This window comes from Paraburkholderia rhynchosiae (assembly GCF_002879865.1).
GTDB lineage: Bacteria > Pseudomonadota > Gammaproteobacteria > Burkholderiales > Burkholderiaceae > Paraburkholderia > Paraburkholderia rhynchosiae.
In genome coordinates this window covers 16,337-35,241 of record NZ_PNXY01000034.1, presented here as the reverse complement: position 1 = coordinate 35,241, position 18,905 = coordinate 16,337, and the positions used below count along the sequence as shown (strand labels likewise).

The 18,905-nt window shown below is 57.0% G+C and carries 18 protein-coding genes; 1 reads left to right on the top strand and 17 read right to left on the bottom strand.

The features are described from left to right. Nucleotides 1–7 precede the first annotated feature (7 nt). Nucleotides 8–844 carry an NADPH-dependent F420 reductase gene (locus tag C0Z16_RS30835; protein WP_279635087.1) on the top strand — a complete coding sequence of 279 codons (837 nt, stop codon included), beginning with the start codon at nucleotides 8–10 and terminating at the stop codon, nucleotides 842–844. Nucleotides 845–1,561: 717 nt separating this feature from the next. Here the strand turns inward: C0Z16_RS30835 and C0Z16_RS30825 are convergent. The 17 genes from C0Z16_RS30825 to C0Z16_RS30745 form a co-directional block, all read right to left on the bottom strand. Further along, nucleotides 1,562–1,975 (bottom strand): nuclear transport factor 2 family protein, encoded by a 414-nt coding sequence (locus C0Z16_RS30825; protein WP_158244547.1) that lies wholly within the window; start codon nucleotides 1,973–1,975, stop codon nucleotides 1,562–1,564. A 55-nt stretch (nucleotides 1,976–2,030) separates the two neighbouring features. Then, entirely contained in the window at nucleotides 2,031–2,975 is a 945-nt protein-coding gene (locus tag C0Z16_RS30820) for a zinc-binding dehydrogenase (RefSeq protein ID WP_102635829.1), read from the bottom strand. Between the two features lie 78 nt (nucleotides 2,976–3,053). Further along, complete coding sequence (locus tag C0Z16_RS30815) at nucleotides 3,054–3,440, bottom strand: EthD domain-containing protein (protein ID WP_102635828.1); 387 nt, start codon at nucleotides 3,438–3,440, stop codon at nucleotides 3,054–3,056. Nucleotides 3,441–3,552: 112 nt separating this feature from the next. Then, nucleotides 3,553–4,500: an SDR family oxidoreductase gene (locus C0Z16_RS30810; protein WP_102635827.1), complete on the bottom strand. Its 948-nt coding sequence runs from the start codon at nucleotides 4,498–4,500 to the stop codon at nucleotides 3,553–3,555. Nucleotides 4,501–4,644: 144 nt separating this feature from the next. After that, nucleotides 4,645–5,529, bottom strand: coding sequence for an LLM class flavin-dependent oxidoreductase (locus C0Z16_RS30805; protein ID WP_158244546.1), 885 nt, complete (start codon nucleotides 5,527–5,529; stop codon nucleotides 4,645–4,647). 120 nt (nucleotides 5,530–5,649) lie between these two features. Then, on the bottom strand, nucleotides 5,650–7,617 hold the full coding sequence (locus C0Z16_RS30800) for an oxidoreductase (protein WP_158244545.1): 1,968 nt from the start codon (nucleotides 7,615–7,617) through the stop codon (nucleotides 5,650–5,652). Nucleotides 7,618–7,837: 220 nt separating this feature from the next. Beyond that, nucleotides 7,838–8,590 (bottom strand): SDR family oxidoreductase, encoded by a 753-nt coding sequence (locus tag C0Z16_RS30795; RefSeq protein ID WP_208638652.1) that lies wholly within the window; start codon nucleotides 8,588–8,590, stop codon nucleotides 7,838–7,840. Nucleotides 8,591–8,723: 133 nt separating this feature from the next. After that, nucleotides 8,724–9,479 (bottom strand): NADPH-dependent F420 reductase, encoded by a 756-nt coding sequence (locus tag C0Z16_RS30790; protein ID WP_102635824.1) that lies wholly within the window; start codon nucleotides 9,477–9,479, stop codon nucleotides 8,724–8,726. A 237-nt stretch (nucleotides 9,480–9,716) separates the two neighbouring features. Beyond that, nucleotides 9,717–11,105, bottom strand: coding sequence for a DUF1329 domain-containing protein (locus C0Z16_RS30785; protein ID WP_102635823.1), 1,389 nt, complete (start codon nucleotides 11,103–11,105; stop codon nucleotides 9,717–9,719). Nucleotides 11,106–11,218: 113 nt separating this feature from the next. Continuing rightward, nucleotides 11,219–11,731, bottom strand: a complete 513-nt coding sequence (locus C0Z16_RS30780; protein WP_158244544.1) for an SRPBCC family protein — start codon at nucleotides 11,729–11,731, stop codon at nucleotides 11,219–11,221. Nucleotides 11,732–11,827: 96 nt separating this feature from the next. After that, the gene (locus tag C0Z16_RS30775; RefSeq protein ID WP_102635821.1) at nucleotides 11,828–12,223 is read right to left on the bottom strand and encodes a putative quinol monooxygenase; all 396 of its coding nucleotides are present in this window, start codon (nucleotides 12,221–12,223) and stop codon (nucleotides 11,828–11,830) included. 66 nt (nucleotides 12,224–12,289) lie between these two features. Beyond that, nucleotides 12,290–13,042: a 2-oxo acid dehydrogenase subunit E2 gene (locus tag C0Z16_RS30770; protein ID WP_102635820.1), complete on the bottom strand. Its 753-nt coding sequence runs from the start codon at nucleotides 13,040–13,042 to the stop codon at nucleotides 12,290–12,292. Between the two features lie 19 nt (nucleotides 13,043–13,061). Continuing rightward, the gene (locus tag C0Z16_RS30765) at nucleotides 13,062–13,292 is read right to left on the bottom strand and encodes a biotin/lipoyl-containing protein (protein ID WP_102635819.1); all 231 of its coding nucleotides are present in this window, start codon (nucleotides 13,290–13,292) and stop codon (nucleotides 13,062–13,064) included. Nucleotides 13,293–13,329: 37 nt separating this feature from the next. Continuing rightward, entirely contained in the window at nucleotides 13,330–14,316 is a 987-nt protein-coding gene (locus tag C0Z16_RS30760) for an alpha-ketoacid dehydrogenase subunit beta (RefSeq protein WP_102635818.1), read from the bottom strand. Further along, nucleotides 14,313–15,245 (bottom strand): thiamine pyrophosphate-dependent dehydrogenase E1 component subunit alpha, encoded by a 933-nt coding sequence (locus C0Z16_RS30755; protein WP_244201414.1) that lies wholly within the window; start codon nucleotides 15,243–15,245, stop codon nucleotides 14,313–14,315. Before C0Z16_RS30755 ends, C0Z16_RS30760 begins: the two co-directional genes overlap by 4 nt. A 67-nt stretch (nucleotides 15,246–15,312) precedes the next feature. Beyond that, nucleotides 15,313–17,754 carry an efflux RND transporter permease subunit gene (locus C0Z16_RS30750; RefSeq protein WP_102635816.1) on the bottom strand — a complete coding sequence of 814 codons (2,442 nt, stop codon included), beginning with the start codon at nucleotides 17,752–17,754 and terminating at the stop codon, nucleotides 15,313–15,315. A gap of 39 nt (nucleotides 17,755–17,793) precedes the next feature. Next, a complete protein-coding gene (locus tag C0Z16_RS30745; protein ID WP_244201417.1) occupies nucleotides 17,794–18,828 on the bottom strand; it encodes a WD40/YVTN/BNR-like repeat-containing protein in 1,035 nt (344 codons plus the stop codon). Between the last annotated feature and the right edge of the window lie 77 nt (nucleotides 18,829–18,905).

Below are 18,905 nucleotides of genomic sequence, written 5' to 3'. Positions count from 1 at the left end.
TAGATCCATGCTCATCATGACCTGCTGGATATGTGCCTCGTACGGTTCGAAATATCGCATCGAGACTACCTCACCATTTAACCCAGTAATTAAGGAAACGACCATGAAGATAGGTATCATCGGGGCGGGAAATATCGGCGCTACGCTCGCTCGCAAATTCAGCGCAGCCGGCCATCAAGTCTTGCTGGCGAACTCCCGCGGGCCCCAGAGTATCCAGTCCCTTGCGACGGAGGCCGGCGCGGTCGCCGCCACGGTGACCGACGCAGTAAAAGACGTCGATGTCGTCGTCATCTCGATTCCGCAGAAAGCGGTCCCGCATTTGCCGAAGGCCCTCTTCGCCGGCCTCCCGGAGAACGTGGTCATCATAGATACCGGCAACTACTATCCCGCGGTGAGGGACGAAACGATCACTGCGATCGAAGGTGGAATCCCGGAAAGCCAATGGGTCTCGCAGCAGATCGGACGGCCAGTAGTGAAGGCGTTCAACAGTATCATGGCGCAGAGCCTCGCCACCAAGGGCCAACCGGCGGGCACGAAGGGGCGGATCGCGCTGCCCGTGTCCGGCGACGACGCGCAAGCAAAAAAGATCGTCATCGGTCTCGTCGACGAGGCCGGATTCGACGCCATCGATGCAGGAACGCTCGCCGAATCGTGGCGGCACCAGCCGGGCGCGCCGGCCTATTGCACTGATCTTGACGCAGACGAGCTTAGGCTCGCGTTGACCAAGGCAGACAAGGCTCGCTCCCCTCAGTTGCGCGACCTCACGCTGCAAAAGATGGCAGGCTTGGCGCCGGGATACACGGGCGAGGATTTGCTCAAAATCAACCGCTCGTTGCACGAGTGACGAGCGCGTAGGCCGAAGCTTTTGCCGCGAATGAGCCGGTGAGCCAGCCCAGCCACTTGCGGCGCCTTTTAAGTCACAGGGGGCTGCACGCCGCTTGGTCCCCGTCCAGAGGTGCCGTAGCATGCCAAACGCCGCAGCGCGGGCCGACCTTCCGATCACGCCGCCCTACGGACACGGCATTGCCCGTTGCCCGCAAGCGCCCAGTGTCCTTGGTGATCGCCTTGTGATAGGAAACTTTTAATTCAAGAGTCGTGTAGGCCTGCTCCGCCGACAGCCCCGGATTGAACGGCACAGCCGCACGCGGAGTCCAGCAAGGTTGCCGCATAGCCTCCGTGGACCGTTCCGATCCGGTTATATGCATGCGCTCTCCCGGCTGGCCGGCAAAAACAGCCGTGCCGGGATTGACCTCCACCAGATCAAAGTCCAGCGTTCGCAGCATCCCAGGTTTGCGCCCTGAAGTCATCAGGGCACGCAGTTGATACAAGCCGACAAGGGCGGGAGCGGTTTGTTACACGGAACTTATTTCAAGTCCAGAGAAGGACATTCAGCTGTTCCAACAAGAGAAGTGAAGCACCCAGTGACCAGCACGTAGCGCGAGACGGCATGCTGCGCGAAGCGCCCCGGCGCCGTACTCTTCGCATTTGAAGGTGTCCCACACGCGGTGCCATCAGGGCTGATCTGAGATGTCCCGCGTGCGACCTTCCACTCAAGACACGTTCATTCGACCGTCTCAGGAGGAAACGTCTTGCGCAACACGCGCTTGGCGATCTTCCAGATCCCATCGAGTTTGACGTACTCATCGTCGTACTTGACCTGATAACGCGACCGCTGACCGGTTTTGCGCATTGACTCCACTAGTCCGAAGACCGTCCCGCGAGCCGAACTCGAGTCGCCCTCCCAGATGATAAGGTTGCTCATCAGATGCACCAGATGGGCCGTCTTTTCAGCGATTGAGGACGCGTATTGCCGAATGGCATCGTGTCCAACGAACACGCCATTGCCGAATTCGCTCTCGTCGAAGAAGGCATCCGGAGCGAATACATCTACCCACGATTCGACTTCGAAAGAGTCCACAAAGTACGCGTAGCGATGATTCAATTCCTGAATCGCGATTCGATCTTCCGCATTCATAGCAACTCCAGTAATTTGTCGACGCACTATTCCAAGCTGGCCAGAGTCCGACATCTCAGTTGACTTCGGCGACGAGTCGTCCAACGACCTTACGTGCCTCGAGTCGCTCAAGTCCTTGGGGGATCTCCTCGAACGGGATGACGCTAGCCTTTATCTCCAGTTCGCCGGCCTTCATGTGTCCCAGCACGGCAGCCGTATCGCCGGGGCGTCCGCCATTGTTGCCCCGAAGGCTAACACTGCGTCCAATCAGCGCGCCGGTGGAAATCGTCGCCTCGGTCACGCCCAGACCGACCAAGACAACGATACCGCCCGGCCGGACTACGTTGATCGCGCCGGCGGTGGTGGTGCCGAATCCAGCGAAGTCGACGATCAGATCCAAGTTGTATTGCGCCAGATCCAGCACGTCCGCGACTACTTCACGAACACCTTGCTCTTTAGCCATAGCCCAGGCTTCGCGACGAGGCTCGGCAGCATAAACCTCGGCACCGTTAAGCACGGCGATTCGCGCGCCGGTCATTCCGAGGCCCCCAAGACCGATGATCCCGACACGCTGGCCGGCCCTGAGTTCGCCTGTGCCCATCAACGCGCCATAGGACGTTTGCCCCGCGTCCGTTGCCGCGGCACCTTGCACAAAGCTCACCTCCGAGGGCAAAGGAATTAGGATCTGTTCCCGCAACAGACAGTGCGTTGCATAGCCTCCATCCACTCCCCATCCCGGGCAATAATCGGGACTAGCTGAGGCGACGACTCGATCGCCGACCTGGTAGTCCGTTACACCCGGTCCCACCTCGGCGATCACGCCGGCCATTTCGTGACCGAGAATGATCGGCGGCTGCTTTGCCATCATGGCTGTAATAGTTCCATCAATGCATCCGACGTCACTATGGCAAAGCCCAGTGGCACGCAACTCAAGTATCACCTCGCCGGGACCTGGCCGGGGCGTCTCGCGCTCTATCAGTTGCAAGGGCTCGTGCGGTGCAGTGAATAACCAAGCCTTCATGATTTCTTCCTTTCAATCCCCGAAAACAAAAGCGGCTTTTTTTCGGAGCCGCAGACGCAGAGTGGCGATGCCGCGACCTTATCCATTGATTCCTGGCCCGAAAAATTCCTCTGCGCTGCCCTCGAGGGTCGCAGCTCGATCGCAAAAGCGTTCCTCGTCTTCTGTGATGAGCCGTAGGAACTCCGGGTTCTGGCCAATCCGCATCAGCTCCTCGAAGGAAGTTTCATCCTTGATCGTGTAGACGGAGATGGCATCATAGGGTGTGCCTGCGGCAGTACCTGAATCGGCGTCGGGGCGACCGTGATACAGGTTGTTCAGGTTTTTCGGGTAATACCGACGGAAATCGTGGAACAGATGTCCGATCCATTTGGCGCACAGGGGAACATGGACGTTCTCATAATGATTACGGAAATCCTCAAACGACATACCTTCCTTTTTTTTAAGAAGGACTATCATTTTCTTCATGGTTCGCTCCTAAGTAAGGCTCCATCCTGGCGACTCGGTAGTCTCCTAGTCACCCTTGCCGGTTTCCAGATGACAGATGCGGGTCTTCAACATCGATCAATTGACTTTTTTCTCACCCTGCCAGTGAACCTACCGCGACGGGTCCCTTCGCTTCTAATGACCAGTCTTGACGTGATGCCCATTCACGAAGGGTACTCATATGAATGGGTATTTCCTTTAGTACCGTTGCCATGTCGACAACGAACGGTTGATGGGCAGACTCGTTGTTAAACGTATAGAAGCTGCGCATCATCTCGGCGTACGCCTCACGGGGGAATTGATCACCGAGACCAAGAACACCGTGCATTCTCACGCCGAGGTCATACGGGCTTTCATATTCGTAGGTTATGGAGCGTCCAAGAATTTCAGAAAGAATGGAGACAACTTCTTCAATGGCTAGCGTTTGCGGGCCGCCAACCACAACTCGTCGACCAATCAAGTCGTCCCGATCCAAGGCCGCAACCATGAACTTAGCAAGATCATCCATCGAAATCCAGTTGGCCATCAGGCCTGGCCTCTGACAATAGCGATACAGCCCGCGTCCGACAAGATCGGGCTTTTGGAAGCGGGTCAGCAGATTGTCCATGAAAAGCACTGGCCGGAATATCGTTACGTCAAGACCGGAAGCAGCAAAAATGTTCTCAAGTTCGAGAACCAAGTCGTAGAGCGGCTCTCCGCATGGTGTGTCGGGGGCCCACATGGCGGAATTGTGGACAATCCGGGTAACGTCGGCGCGTTTCGCGGCGTCAATGAGATTACGCGCGTATTGAAACGAGTTCGCGCCTGCGAAGGACGGAATGGTGCTGAAAATCGCGTCAAGGCCCTCGAACGCCGACGCCATGGACTCCACGTCGCCAAAGTCAGCCGCGACCGCCTTCACGCTACGAAACTCCTCCGCAACGGCTTTCCAACTACGCGAAAATGCACGCGGACTGTGGCCGGTCGCGAGCAACTGACGAACTTGCGCCTGCCCCATGCGTCCACTCGCGCACATTACCCCCACTACTCTCTTCTCAGACATATTAAACCTCCTATTCCATAGGGTTAGGCCGCTGGCCGCTCTCGATGGTTGGGCTCTGTTGCATAAAGTCCGGATCTTTACCGGTGATTTAAAGAGTTACAGCCTCTTTAATGACCACCTCGAGCGATGACCGTTCCTAATCCATTAAAGCAACAACGGAGCTAATTTAATCAAGCTTTCCAAGTCGGACTCTGCATTCCACTCTCTTCCGGGTACATCGCCCGCTGCGCCACGGATCGGGTTGAGAACGACCCGCGTGGCTCCCGCGACCTCGTATTCATCCACGCGCTGCTTGATCTTTGGCGGGTCCCCCCAAGCGACGATTGCATCAATCAGTCGATCGCTTCCGCCATTTTCGAAGTCATCGGCCGCGAAACCTATCGCCGTATAGGCAGACCGGTAATAATCGAGCTGTAGGTATGACGATAAAAATTCTCGGGCAATCTTTCGAGCCTCGTTTTCGTTTGCGTTCACAACGCAAGGGAAATTCGCGGTGATCTCGAGGTCGTTGCCAATATGACTCCGAGCGACCCGGACACTGTCTACGGGAAGGATCCATGTGATGATCCCGCTAGCATGCTTGATAGCCAGATTCTGCAAACCGGGCGCATGGGCAGCAAGGTAGATAGGTGCGAGGGCTCTTGGGCGCGGATGGGCCAGTTCCGTGGTTACCATTGCTTCCAGGTACGCTGACATCTTCTTCACGGGCGGCATCCACGCCCCTCCCCGCATTTTCACGATCGTCTCATTTGACGCACCGAGTCCCATCAGGAAGCGTCCAGGGTAGTATTCCGAAAGAGTCTCTCGTGCTTGTACAGCTGCCATGGCATCACGGCTGTAGACCGTCGCGATACCGGTCCCGACCGCAATCTTGTCCGTCTTGCTGAGTATGAACGAAGCAGTGATAAACGGATCTCGGCTAAAGGAGTCGAGCAGCCAAACACTCTCGTACCCCAATTGTTCAATCTGTTTCACTGCGCCGATGAGTTCGTCAGATGCCAGGTTATAGGCATTCTGATCTAGAAGCACGGCCACTCTTGGCATGGCGACAACCTCATATGGGTGAGACGCAGCACTAGTCACCGAGACAAAAAATGCTGCGTAAAGACAACCAGGTCCGAAATAACAGGCATTCCTGGCGCGAGCCCGTCAGACGGACTTGCCGGCGATATGGCCTTCACGGATGGCCGTTTGCAAGAACCGCGGCGAGGCGGCATCTCCTACAACGTGGAGGTTTTCGATCTGACCTACCAAGGCATCGTAGACGTCGCGATTTGGCCTATTGTGTGAAACGAGAACTACCGTATCTGCTCGCACCTTGCTGGAATCGGCAAGCGTATCGAATAGATAGGCAGGGCCGACAACGACCTCGCCTTGTTCGATCGCAATGGCGCGAGTGCGTATCATGTAGCGGAATGGCTTACCCTGCATCCGCTGCAGATAAGGTTCGACCATCAGCGTCTGCCGCGCGAGCGGACCGACCTCCCGCCTTGGGGTGATGTAGGTCACTTCAAGGCCTTGGTTGATCAGGAACTCAGCCGCACCAAGGCCTTCGAAATGGCCGACGTCGTCGATGACAACTGCACTGCGCCCCAACTCTGCAGGTGTTGCCATGAACAGTTCGGTCGACGAAATCACGCCCTTGCGAGCGACGTTTTTGATCGGCTCCCCGAGGTGAGAAGACTGAATCCCGTCCATTCGCTCCATCGCCCCTGTTGCGATAATCACCGCGTCAGGGCGGATTTCATGCACATCAGCAGCATCGAGATAGGTGTTCAGTCGCACGTCGACGCCCAGCCGATAGACTTCCTCCTCGAGCCAGGTCACGATATCAACTAGAGTGTGCCGCGTAGGTACCTTTGCGGCGGTCCGAATCGAACCACCAAGGTATGAATTCGCTTCGGCCAAAATGACCTTGTGTCCGCGAATCGCCGCAACACGCGCGGCTTCAAGACCTGCGGGCCCACCGCCGACAACCAGGATCACGCGGGACTCTGGTGCCCGTTCGAGCATGTGATCGCCGCGTTCCAGCTCATGACCCGCGCCCGGATTGACGGCGCATTCGATCGGCAGGCCTCGGACCTGATTGGCCACGCACGCCTGGTTGCAAGCAATGCACGGGCGAACACGATCGGCGTCGCCCGCCAAACTTTTTGAAACCAGTCTCGGATCGGCGATCATTGCCCGAACCAGTCCAACCATGTCAGCGTCGCCAGCGCGGATGACCTGATCAATTTCTTCCAGCGTCCGGAACCGGCCCGTGATGAGCGTCGGTATCTTTACGTTGTGCGTGATGGGAGCGCTGGTTGACAATTCGTAACCAGGGGGCTCATTCATTCCGCCAATCATTTTGTCGTTGCGGCAATAATTGCCCACAGAGACGTTTACATAGTCGATCAGCCGCTGGTCTTCCAGTGTCCGTGCAACTCGAAGAGTTTCCTCAATTCCAATCCCTCCAGGCGCGAGATCCGGGCCGATGCGGACTCCCACGACGAAATTCGCAGAGACAGCGCTTCGAATCGCCTTCATCACCTCAATCGTGAAGCGAAGGCGGTTTTCGAAGCTCCCGCCATATTCGTCCTCGCGGTCGTTGGTAAGAGGCGAAAGAAACTGATGGAAGAGGTAACCGTGCGCGCAATGTACATCGACGCCATCAAGTCCGTATTGCTCCATGCGGTACGCGCACTCGGCGAACGAGCCTATGATCTCATCGATCATTGCCTTGCTCATGCGAACTGGCACAACGCCCGCTTCAACGTTTGGAATGTCTGATGAACTCCACGGCACTGACCCGTCCCAGCCGCCGTAATGCCCTCCATGCCAGAGTTGCTGGAAAAGCCTCGTTCCATGGGGCTTTATCCGGTCGACCAGCTTGCGCATCCCGCCTTCGATATTGGGATCGTAAATGTTCTGGAGCAGCGCCGTTGATGGGTGAACCGATCCGACCTCGTTGATAATAAGCCCGACGCCGCCGCGTGCCCGCTCCTCATGGTAGGCAATCAGCGCATCGTTCATCCAGCCCAAGCCTATACCGGTCCCGTGCGCTGGCCGGAATGTCCTGTTCTTGATCTCGATATTGCCAATTCGGATAGGCTTATCTACATGCGTGTATGACATCAAATCCTCTCCACAATGGGAACTGCGCAGGTGCATACAGCTTGCACCGATGCCCAATTTCCGGCGTTAGCTCAGACGTGCGCCCTGACTACCGGCTGGCTTTTCAGCTCCCGCCTTGCGTAGGTCGCTAGGAACTTCGCAACGAGGTCGCACGGGCTGACCCGTCTGTCCGAGGAGCACTGAGGCGACCCAGCCGTTCTCGCCTTCCGAGCACCCATCTTCATGCTGAGAAACCACCGTCGATTGTCAGTGTCGCGCCTGTAATATAGGCTCCTGCCCGGCTCGTCAGATAGGAGACGAGCGCGGCGATTTCTTCAAGGTCACCGAATCGGTTCAAAGGAATTCCAGTCATGATCCTGATCTTATCGGCCTCGGGCATAGCATGGGCCAGGTCTGTATTCATCATCCCCGACTCAATCAGATTGACAGTGATCTTCCTCGGCGCCAGGTCGTGCGCAGCACCCCGCGTGTAGCCTGCGACGGCTGCTTTCGACCCGCAATAGTCCGCAGATCCCGCCATTCCAGCCTTTCGTCCGCTGACCGAGCCGATCGTGATGATGCGGCCTCCATCGGCCATAACATTCGCGGCCGCCCTGATCGTAGCGACTACACCGAATGTATTGACTGCCCACACCCTATCCGCCGCGGCCCAGTCGCTGTCATCCCCCAAGCGCTGAAGATGAGCAATTCCAGCGTTATTGACCACGATATCAAGCCTGCCGAATGTGGCCACTACGCCATCGATCATGCGCCGGCATGCAATGGGATCTGCCATATCCGACGGGCGAGCAATGGCTTTGACGCCATGCTTTTCGATCTCACTGACGACGTCAGCCGCGGCAGCCTCGGATTCCCGGTAGTTGATAAATACGTTCGCGCCTCTTACCGCCAATGCGAGCGCGACTGCTTTGCCGATACCGCGGGTGCCACCTGTCACAAGAGCCGCTTTGCCTTCAAGATCTCTATCTATCATTGCGTCTCGTCCTCTTTACTGGAGCTAGTTTTGCACCCGGTACTGCTGCCCTTGCTCTGCTTCACAGCGACCTGCTATCGCGTGAGCCGGTCCTGGTAGGGCGAGATGATCCACGGAGGATTTGCGCAGGGACTCACATGAACAACGCACGGTTCAAACGGAGGGAGTATTCGGCATCCGGGTTCGTTGAGACTCCCTCGATCCGTTCCATCACTGCTGCGAACGCAAGGTCACGCCGCTTAGGCAACCTCGCCGCTTCGGCTGACGCCAGCGCAGCAGGCATCTCGTCGCCGGTTAAATCAGTGCAGTAGCTCGGCGCGCCAGGTTGCTGCCGCCACGATTGCGCAAGGAGGCCCGCATCGAACCCGTCGAACCCCGTGTCGTTGACGAGAGCCATTCCAATCTTGCGATCCGCTTCTCGGTCCGCTGCGACGGGGATAGCGATGCGGTCCGGACTGCCCGCGGCTCTTCCCTTCTTGGCAAAAGAATCGGAACCGATCGCGTTCCATGCTTTGACGACTGTACGTCCCAACTGCTCTACCACCCAAAGGCTCTCGACTTGACCGCTCTCAATGGCGACAATCCTGCCGTCACGTACGGGATAGTAGTTTGACGTGTCGATGACAACCGTTTCGACCGATACCGCAGCGATCAGCGGTGCGATCGCTGGAATACGGCACAGGGGAATTGAGAGAATGGCGACGTCGACGTCCGCCACGGCCTCCGCCGCGTGAACTGCTCGCCCGCCGGAGGCGAGGACGTCGGCCCCGATGGTGTGCGGGCCGCGGGAGTTAGCCACCTTCACGTCATGTCCAGCTCCGCTCAACCTATGGACCAAGGTCTTCCCGATGTGACCGGTACCGATAATGCCGATTTTCATGAATTCCATCTCCTTGTAGCCAGAAGGCTTCGCCCGCTCTCCTGGTCCCTCACCGCCCGCGGCTGTTCAGCACACCGGAGTTTTTGATATGCAAGCATACTATATAGAGAATTCAACTGCGTCAATCGATGGAAACCCAACTGGTCTAAAGAGCGTTTCCGCACAGGAAGCGCGCCATCAGACAACTGCGGTAGAGCGCGCGTTCCGCACATGCAGCCTGCGGGACGCGCGTGAAAATCGACGAACCTACCGGACACCCTCCCCCGCCATGGTCTCCGGCGAGAAAAAGTCCATGCTCTTGGGCTTCTGGTGCACGATGCCCGCGCCGACGTTACTTAACGAACCCTGTGCAGACCAAACACCGGTCTGCAAATCGTAATTAAACGTATCCTCCGCCAGCATTCCACCGCCCTCGCTCACGTAATATGGAACACTGAGAGCGGTCACTACGCGATACAGTTTGCCGGCTGCATCGTAGTTCTCCGAGAGCCCCGCACCGAAGCTATCTTCATCCCAGTAAAACATACGGCGAGCATAAATATGGCGATAACCCGGCTTTAGCTTTCCTTCCACCACCCAGACCCTGTGCAACTCCCAACGTACGCAATCGGGATTCGCGAAGTCCTTTGTCAAGAGTTTCTTATCGTCACAACTCGTGTGGTCTGTTAGCTTGAAGTTGTTGTACATAATGTATTTTTCCTTTTTGCCAACCAACTTCCAGTCGTAACGATCTAGCGCTCCCAGAAACACTGAAGAATCATCCATCGTTGCCGCACCGCCCGCTGCCGGGCTCGGGGTGTCATAGGCCAAAGAAGGGGCAAGCTTGACGCGACGCAGTCCAGGAAAGTACTGGTAGGCACGACGGCCGACATCGAGCACGTCAAGCGGATCGATCAGAACCAGTTTTTCTCCGTTCCGACTCGATGGCGCATCAGTATCGTCCCGAAAGGCCCAATATATGGTTTTGCCCATCGCCGGCGCCGTTGCCTTGGGGTCGTAGTAGGGAGATTGCTCCGCAACCTTGTTCCCGCCCACAAGGTACGACGAGCCGTTCGCGGAGACCACATAGGAATTCGTGTACCCGCCCCATGCAAAGCCGCGATAGTTCGTCAAGTGGTCCCACATGGCCTGCGCGCCGTTGGCCGGAATCGGGAACGCCAGCCCGCCCCAGCAACCTTCCAGCTGAAGGTCGCCATTCTTTCCCTTACAGTCGGTCGCGTTCTTCAGCGTATTTTCAATAACGGTCTTGTTGTACGTGACCGTGCGATGAGTAGGGTAGATGTCCATTCGGAAATCCGGATAGCGTTTGAACATCTCGAGCATGCCGTCGAGCTTATCCGCGTACTGCGCGGCATTTTTGGCCGTGATTGTGTAAAGCGGCTTTTCGTTGGCAAAAGGATCGGGGCGTTTGTATGGGTCGGAGGAGTCGCTACCAAATCCCGCCGGGGCACTCAGACCTTCTCCCTTATAGGCCGGGATGGTGCCGTCCTTGTTTCCTGCTGCCTCCGCGCCCATCGGCGTTAGCTCAGGGCCCTTCAGTCGCTGCGCTTCCGTTTCGCTAACTGCCGCCACCGACTGACCGGAAAAAATCACGGCCAGCAAAACCGGGATGATATGCGTCGTCTTGCGAATCATTCGATGCCTCCTCTAAGGCTGGGTGCCTATGATATGGATTGACTGCCAAGTCGAAATCGGCCATGACAGGCCGGCCGCTTGACTTCTTATCTGGTAGAAATCACTGGTCAACGCTACGACGTCTTCGCGTTGGCAAAGTAACGTCGAAAGCCTTGCAAGATTGCGTCTGTCCAAGTCCTTTCGATGAGCGAGCGCATGAGGTCGAGGTCGGCGGATTCGACGATGTCAAACTCGGCCTTGAACGTCATCAGCGTCTTACCGTCCGGCAGGGTATCCACAGTAGTAGTCGCCAGATAGTTCTCAAACTCGCTACGCAAGACGGCGCCGCCAGGGTTGGGGCGGAAGACCATGTTGTAGTAGATGCGTCGGGTCTCGTCGTTCTGAACCAGCAACGTTTCATCGACGACGGACCCGGTCACGTGGCGAACGACGCGCGTCCGTGGCACGTTGTGCGGATCACCCTCTAACTCAACGCTTGCGAGGTCGGGCCCTGGACGGCCGCCCTCGCCAGGTTTGACCCACCATCTAAGCAGGCCAGCCCAATCCGTTAGCAATTCCCAAACCTGTTCAGCGGACGCATCCACAACGCCTCGAACTTCCGCATGACCGCGCTTGAACTTACGCATGCTCATCTCCTTCAGGAACAAACATTCGATGTGGCACAGCACCCCGGGAAAATCGCTTTCGCGAACTCCGGGAGCAAATCATTTGACGAGCAATGGCTACAGGAAAACCACGTCGAGCGTCTTTGTCTTCATATGTACCTGAGAACTCCCAGCCGGATATTGCTCAAACACCGAGCGGTCGCAATTCATGCCGCTGAACTGCTCCATCACCATTGCATCCGTACTGCACTCGAGCATCCGTTGCTGAGTGTCCTTGTACCAGGGTGTCTGACGCATCCTGTTTACAAACTCCTCGGATTTCCAGGAGGCGATCGCTACCCATTCGTTAGGATTGCGGGCCCATCCATGAAAAGCGAAATTGCAGCCTTCCTCATACCAGGACTCGGCATTCCTGGCCAACTCGTCTAGTGCAGCAAGAAATTCTTCCCTATGCTGCGGGTCGACGGTAAATCTCGAGATAAAGCAGTTGGCGTCACGCACCCATTTGGACATGAACGACTCCTAGCAAAAAAATCGTGGTTTATGGAACGCTGGATTAGCGTTTCAACTGTTTCCTTTCTATTCGATCAACGACTGGGGCCGGCCAAGTACATCGGCCACGAACACCGCGAATCGTGCGGCATCCGCACCATTGATGACGCGATGATCGTAGGTCAGCGCCAGCGGCAGCATGAGCCGCCAGTCGATCGCGTTGTCGTTGCGGCACGGCTTCCATTGCGCCTTGGTGACGCCCAAAATTGCCACTTCCGGCGCATTGATAATCGGCGAAAACGCTGTACCGCCGATGTTGCCGAGTGAGCTGATGGTCATACACCCGCCTACCATGTCACTCATAGGCAGTCCCTTTTCTCTGGCACGCGCAGAAATTGAATGGATTTCGCCAGCAAGTTCCACCACACTCTTCTTGTCGCAGTCCCGTATCACTGCGACCAGCAAACCCGACGGTGTATCTACAGCGATACCTATGTGGAAATACTTCTTGACGATCAGGTTCTGACCGTCAGCGTCAAGGGAGGCGTTGAAGCGCGGGAATTCACGCAGCCCTTGCGCCAACGCCTTGACGATGAACGCCAAAGGAGTCACTCGAGAGCCGCATTGCTCCGCTAGCTGTGCTCGACATGCGTCGAGAGACGTAATATCCGCTTCGTCGTGGTGGGTCACTTGCGGAATAGCAAGCCAATTGCGAGACAGATAGCCAGCGGTCAGTTTTTGAATTCGCGACAAAGGTAACGTTTCCGTTTCCCCGAAGGCCGCAAAATCCACTTCAGGCCACGGGGGCAAATCGACGTGGAATCCAGATGACGATTTCATCGCTTCAATAGCCTCCGCCTCAGCCGATGTGGGCGAGCAGCTCGCCAACCGGATAAACCTGACCGACGCTCGCGATGATCTTCAGCGTCCCCGAGGCTGGTGCCTCCACTTCCTGAACCGACTTGTCGCTCTCGAGCGCATACAACGGTTGCCCTTCACTGATCGTTGCACCATCAGCCGCCAGCCATTCGACCACGGTTCCCTCATTCATCGAAAAACCAAGCTTCGGCATAAGAACATCGGTACTCATAGACAATCACCTTCCATAGGAGCAGGTTGAATTCGGATCAGCCAAGCGTCTTGCGAACGGCGGCCTCAATCTGTCCGACGCTGGGAACGAAAGCGGTTTCAAGCGGCTTGCTAAACGGTACGGGGCAGAAGGCGGACGCGACCCGCTGCACGGGGGCCTTGAGCTGGCTGAACAACTCTTCGTGAATGCGGGCAGATATTTCAGCACCCACGCCAAAGGGCTTGACCGCCTCATGCACGACAATCGCTCTTCGAGTCTTTGCGACGGAATCAAGTATCGTCGCGACATCGAACGGTGCCACCGTGCGAAGGTCGACAACCTCCACGGAAATCCCTTCCCTCTGCAAATTGTCTGCGACTGCGCAAGCATCCAACACCTGTCTGCTGTACGCGATGATTGTCGCGTCAGTACCCTGTCGGACAACACTGGCCTTTCCCAGCGGAATACGAATGCCCCGCTCGGGAGCCGGCCCATCGCTCCAATAGGTGACCATATTCTCGATAAAAATACAGGGATCGTCGTCTTCTATGCATGACAACAGAAGACCGTAAGCATCTGCGGGCGTGGCGGGCGCCACGACTTTGAGCCCAGCCGTGTGAGCGAACCATGCCTCCAGAAAGTCTGAATGCTGTCCTCCCACTCCAAACCCAGCACCGGTCATCGTGCGAATCGTGATGGGAACATGCGTCTGACCGCCGGACATGAATCGCAGCTTGGCCGCATGATTGACGATCATGTCCATCGCGACGGTCGTGAAGTTCATCAGCATGATTTCTGCCACCGGACGCATGCCGGCAAGCGAAGCGCCGATCGCCGCGCCTATGATCGCCTGCTCCGAGATCGGCGTCGATCGCACCCGAACGTCGCCATGCTTGGTCGACAAGCCCTTCGTGACCCCCATCACGCCACCCTCTTGACGGTCCGCGACGTCTTCGCCGAAGACAATCACGTTCCCGTCCGACGATAGTGCATCGTCAAGAGCCAGATTTACCGCTTGGACCAAATTCATTTTCGGAGCGTTCATACTTCGATCTCCTGCGCATAGACATCGCGTTGCAACTCGGCGACGTCGGGATAGGGACTGGCAAGCGCGAATTCGACGGCTGCGTCAATTTCTTTCTCGATAGTCTTTTCAATTACCTCTAGCTCGCTTTCGCTAGCGTGAGTCTCTGCGATCAGCCAAGACCGATAGCGCGGAACCGGGTCGTTTTCGACAGCCGAGGCCTTCTCTGCCGGATCCATGTACGCATCGGCATCGCCGAACACATGGCCATGGAACCGGAAGGTCATAGCCTCGATCAGAGTTGGCCCGCCGCCTTCGCGGGCCCGCGCAACAGCTTCGCCGGCGGCCTGCCACATGAGAATTGGATCGTTGCCGTCAACGTGGATCGACGGCATCCCGTAGGCTGCACCGCGATCAGCGATGCGGCCGATCGATGTGCCCGTGGCATACGGCGTGTGCTCTGCATAACGATTGTTCTGGCAGAGGAAGATCACCGGCAGCTTCCATAGCGAAGCGAGATTCAACGCCTCGTGGAAGGCCCCGATGTTGCTCGCCCCGTCGCCGAACGTCGCAACGGCGATCCGCTTTTCGCCACGAATCTGTGCTGCGAGCGCCAGGCCGTTGGCGATCGGCATGCTGCTACCGACGATACCGGTCGTCACCATGACTCCGCTACCCGGATGAGTCACGTGCATCGGTCCGCCCTTTCCTTTGCAGGTACCCGTAGCACGACCCGCCAGTTCGGCCCAGAGAAGCTTTGAGGGGACGCCCTTAGCCAGCATGTCGTGGATGCCACGATAAATGGTGCAAAGGTAATCGTCGTTCGTTAAGTGTACCGACAATGCAGATGGAATAACTTCCTGGCCCCGCGGCGAGTAGTAGGTCATCGCCAGTTTCCCGGACTTAATGATCGAACGAAATCGCTCATCGTTCAGCTTGATGAGAACCATTCGCCGATATATCTCCACCAGCGTAGTCCGATCGGGTCTAAGTCGAGCTTGGTTCATGGTGGTTTCCTTATGCTCTAAGTGAATTTGTACGAACGGTAGTCGTCACTCGAACGTCCTGGAGCAGAAAGTGCGACAGCGCAGGAATCAGAACGAGTGCCCCGATCATGTTCCAGAGGAACATGAACGTGAGCATGATGCCCATATCGGCCTGGAACTTAATCGGCGACCAGACCCACGTAACCACGCCGGCTGCAAGTGTCACGCCGACCAGCCCCACCACCTTGCCGGTGAAGGCAACAGCATTCTTATATGCCTCCTGCAAACTGAGCCCTTGCCGCTGTTGCGCTAGTTGCACGCTAAGCAGATAGAGCGCGTAATCCACGCCAATGCCGACGCCCAGCGCTACGACCGGCAGCGTTGCAACCTTGACGCCGATGCCGAGCGCCACCATGACGGCCTCAGCCAAAATCGACGTGAGGACCAAAGGAAGGATGGCCACAACGACGGCACGCCAATTTCGGAAAGTGATCAAGCCGAGCAAAATAACGGCGCCATAAACGTAGAACAACATCGTACGGTTAGCGTTGCTGACGACGATGTTCGTCGCTGCGTCGACACCCGAATTGCCTGCGGCCAGAAGAAACTGTCGGTCGTGAGTATCGTGCGCGGCTGCAAACTTTTGCACGGCTTCAGTGACCCGATCCAACGTTGCGGCTTTGTGGTCCGAGAGATATGCAACCACGGGCAATACCGAACAATCGTTGTTCAGGTACTCGGAGTTCCACAGCAATGCATTGGTAACCTGAGGATCGATCAGACCTTGGCTTTCGCTGATCGTCATCCATTTCGGGTTACCCTCGAAGTCGCCCATAGTGTAGAGACGGACAGTATCAACCAGCGATGCCGTACGCAGTACACCAGGGACCTGGTCGAGCGTCCATTCGAGCCGATCCGCTTCGACCAGGGTAGAAAACGAACGGCACTGACCCGGTGGTGTCTTGACCATTACAGCGAAGGCGTCGCTGGATGTGCTGTAGCGGGAAGTGATAAACGCATCGTCCCGGTTATAGCGGGAATCAGGTCGCAGCTCCGGCGCACCGGCGTCGAGGTCACCCACCTTGAGCCCGAGGCTGCCTACATAACCCACAGCCCCAAGCCCCAGTGCCGCCACTAAAGCTGTGGTCGCCCAGCGGCGCTCGGTGAACCGGTCCAGCAGACTCCAAACCCTCCCCAAGCCCCGTCCGCGGTTTTCCTCCTGACTTAGCGTCAGCGAACGCTTCGCTGCCAACGGGCTGACACCTACGTATGAAAGCAACACCGGCAGCAGTATGAGGTTGGTGAAGATGAGCACGGCTACGCCGAGGCTCGCGGTCATGGCCAACTCGCGGATCACGGGAATGTCGATGACCATCAGCACGCCAAAGCCGACTGCATCAGCGAGCAGTGCCGTCATGCCAGCGAGAAATAACCGACGGTACGTGTAGCGTGCCGCGATCCACTTGTGCGTACCCCGCCCGACATCGAGCATGATGCCATTCATCTTTTGCGCACCATGAGAGACGCCGATAGCGAACACAAGAAAGGGAACGAGAACAGAGAACGGATCGATGCTGCGGCCCAGTAGAGCAACGATTCCAAGTTGCCAGACGACCGCAATCAACGAACACATCACAACAAGGATGGTGCTGCGAAGGCACCGAGTGAACAGATAGATAATGACGCTTGCCACGAATGCGGCGGCAAGGAAAAAATACATGACTTTCCCGAGACCGTCGATGAGATCGCCAACCAGCTTGGCAAACCCGGTGATGTGGATTGCCACGCGTGGTTTGCCGTCAGACGAAGACTGGGTGTACCTGCTACGAATTTCCTCCAGCTTCGTCGATAGCGTGTGATAGTCCAGCGGCTTTCCTTCCGCGTTTTTTGCCAGCAAGGGGATCACGATCATGCTCGACCTGTAGTCGTTGGAGACAAGGCTACCAACTACGCCAGCGCGCGCAATGTTGAGGCGAAGCTTTGCAATCGAGTCCGGCGATCCATTAAAGGCATCAGGCAACACCGGACCGCCGACAAATCCCTCCTCCGTCACCTCTGTCCAGCGCACAACCGGTGTAAAGATGGACTTCATCCATGCCCGGTCAACGCCTGGCAACAGAAACAGTTCGTCGTTGATTTTCCCCAACGTTTCAAGGTATTCCGGGTCAAAAATGTCGCCGCGCGGATTCTCCACGGCCACACGCACGGTGTCACCCAACCCCCGCAATTCGCCCCGATTCGCAATGAAATTCTTAATGTAGGGGTGGGACACGGGCAGCATCTTGTCGTAGCTCGCACTGATAGCCAAGCCGCGCAACTGAAACGCGAAGAACACCGTCAGCAATGTGCTACCAAGGATCACCCACGCCCTGTGATTGAATATCAACCTTTCCAGGAAGTTTCCAGACTTCTTATTGAAGTCGTTCGGATCCGCTACCACTTCCATTGCATCAGACTTGGAGATTGCAACCATATCTAGAACCTTTCTTTCCAAATTTTCCGTGGCTGCGGCTCAGTTCACGCTATGTGTCGCACTGTGCGAGAACTGAGGAACAGTCTCGACTACCACGCCATCCGCGCCAACTAGCGCGACATTACCGTCGGCAAATCCGCCGGCGCCGAAGTAGGACATCGGCCGCGCTAGCTTCACTGTCTCGAAGGAATTGCCGCCGTCCCTGCTTAGTAGTGCAATTCCGGCCTGATTAACCAAAAGAAAGGCTCCGTCGGCAAGCACGACTCCACCAGTGATCCCCGCCCGGTTAGGTACCTCGACCTTCTTCCACGTCGCACATCCGTCTGAGCTCTGAAACAGGCTCCCGCGCATGCCGTACACGACAACATCGTTTCCCGACTCGAGCGAACCGAACAGCGTACCCTTGTATGGCGTCGGCCTCGGTTCAAAGATTCCCTTTGCGCGATTCAACTTCCAAACCATGCCGTGCTCCCCCGTCAACAGGATGCGCTCACCGTCGCCATGAACGGAATAAAAATGGAAATCGTCGGGATTGCCGGTGCGCTCCATCCAGGGTATCCAGGTTTTTCCCCCATCTTCAGTCCGGAAGATGCGATTGAATGTGCCGACGATGAACCCGCGCTTCTCGCTCTCAAAAAAAACGTCGAGCAGAGCCTCGCTGCTTCCGTCAGATGCAAGCGCCTTAGCGTCGCGGAAGGCTCGCTTCACTTCTACCGAGGAACTATCACCGAGCATTTGCTTGTAGTAGTTGACCGCCAGCTCTGAAAGACGCCTACCGTCCACCTGCTTCACCCAGGTCGCACCGCCGTCGTCCGTATGAATCACGACGCCACCATGACCGACCGCCCAGCCCCGCTTCGCGTCCGGGAACGAGACCGCGACCAGATCTGTGCTCACGGGGACTTTCGCCTGCGCCCATGTGCGTCCCTCGTCGTCGGAATAAACGATGTCTCCCCGGAGCCCCACCGCGACAATGCGATGCCCAGCCCGAGTCACACCAATAAGTGGCGCTCGAGCAGCCAGTAAGCTCGGCGTAGCCGGTACGTCGATCGGACTGTCAAACGTCCGTGCCATCGCCGAGGCGGCTACGAAAAACAGCAGGACGGTGGAGCACATGTGCCTCAAGCCTCGGCTGCGGCTGAGCTTAGCAA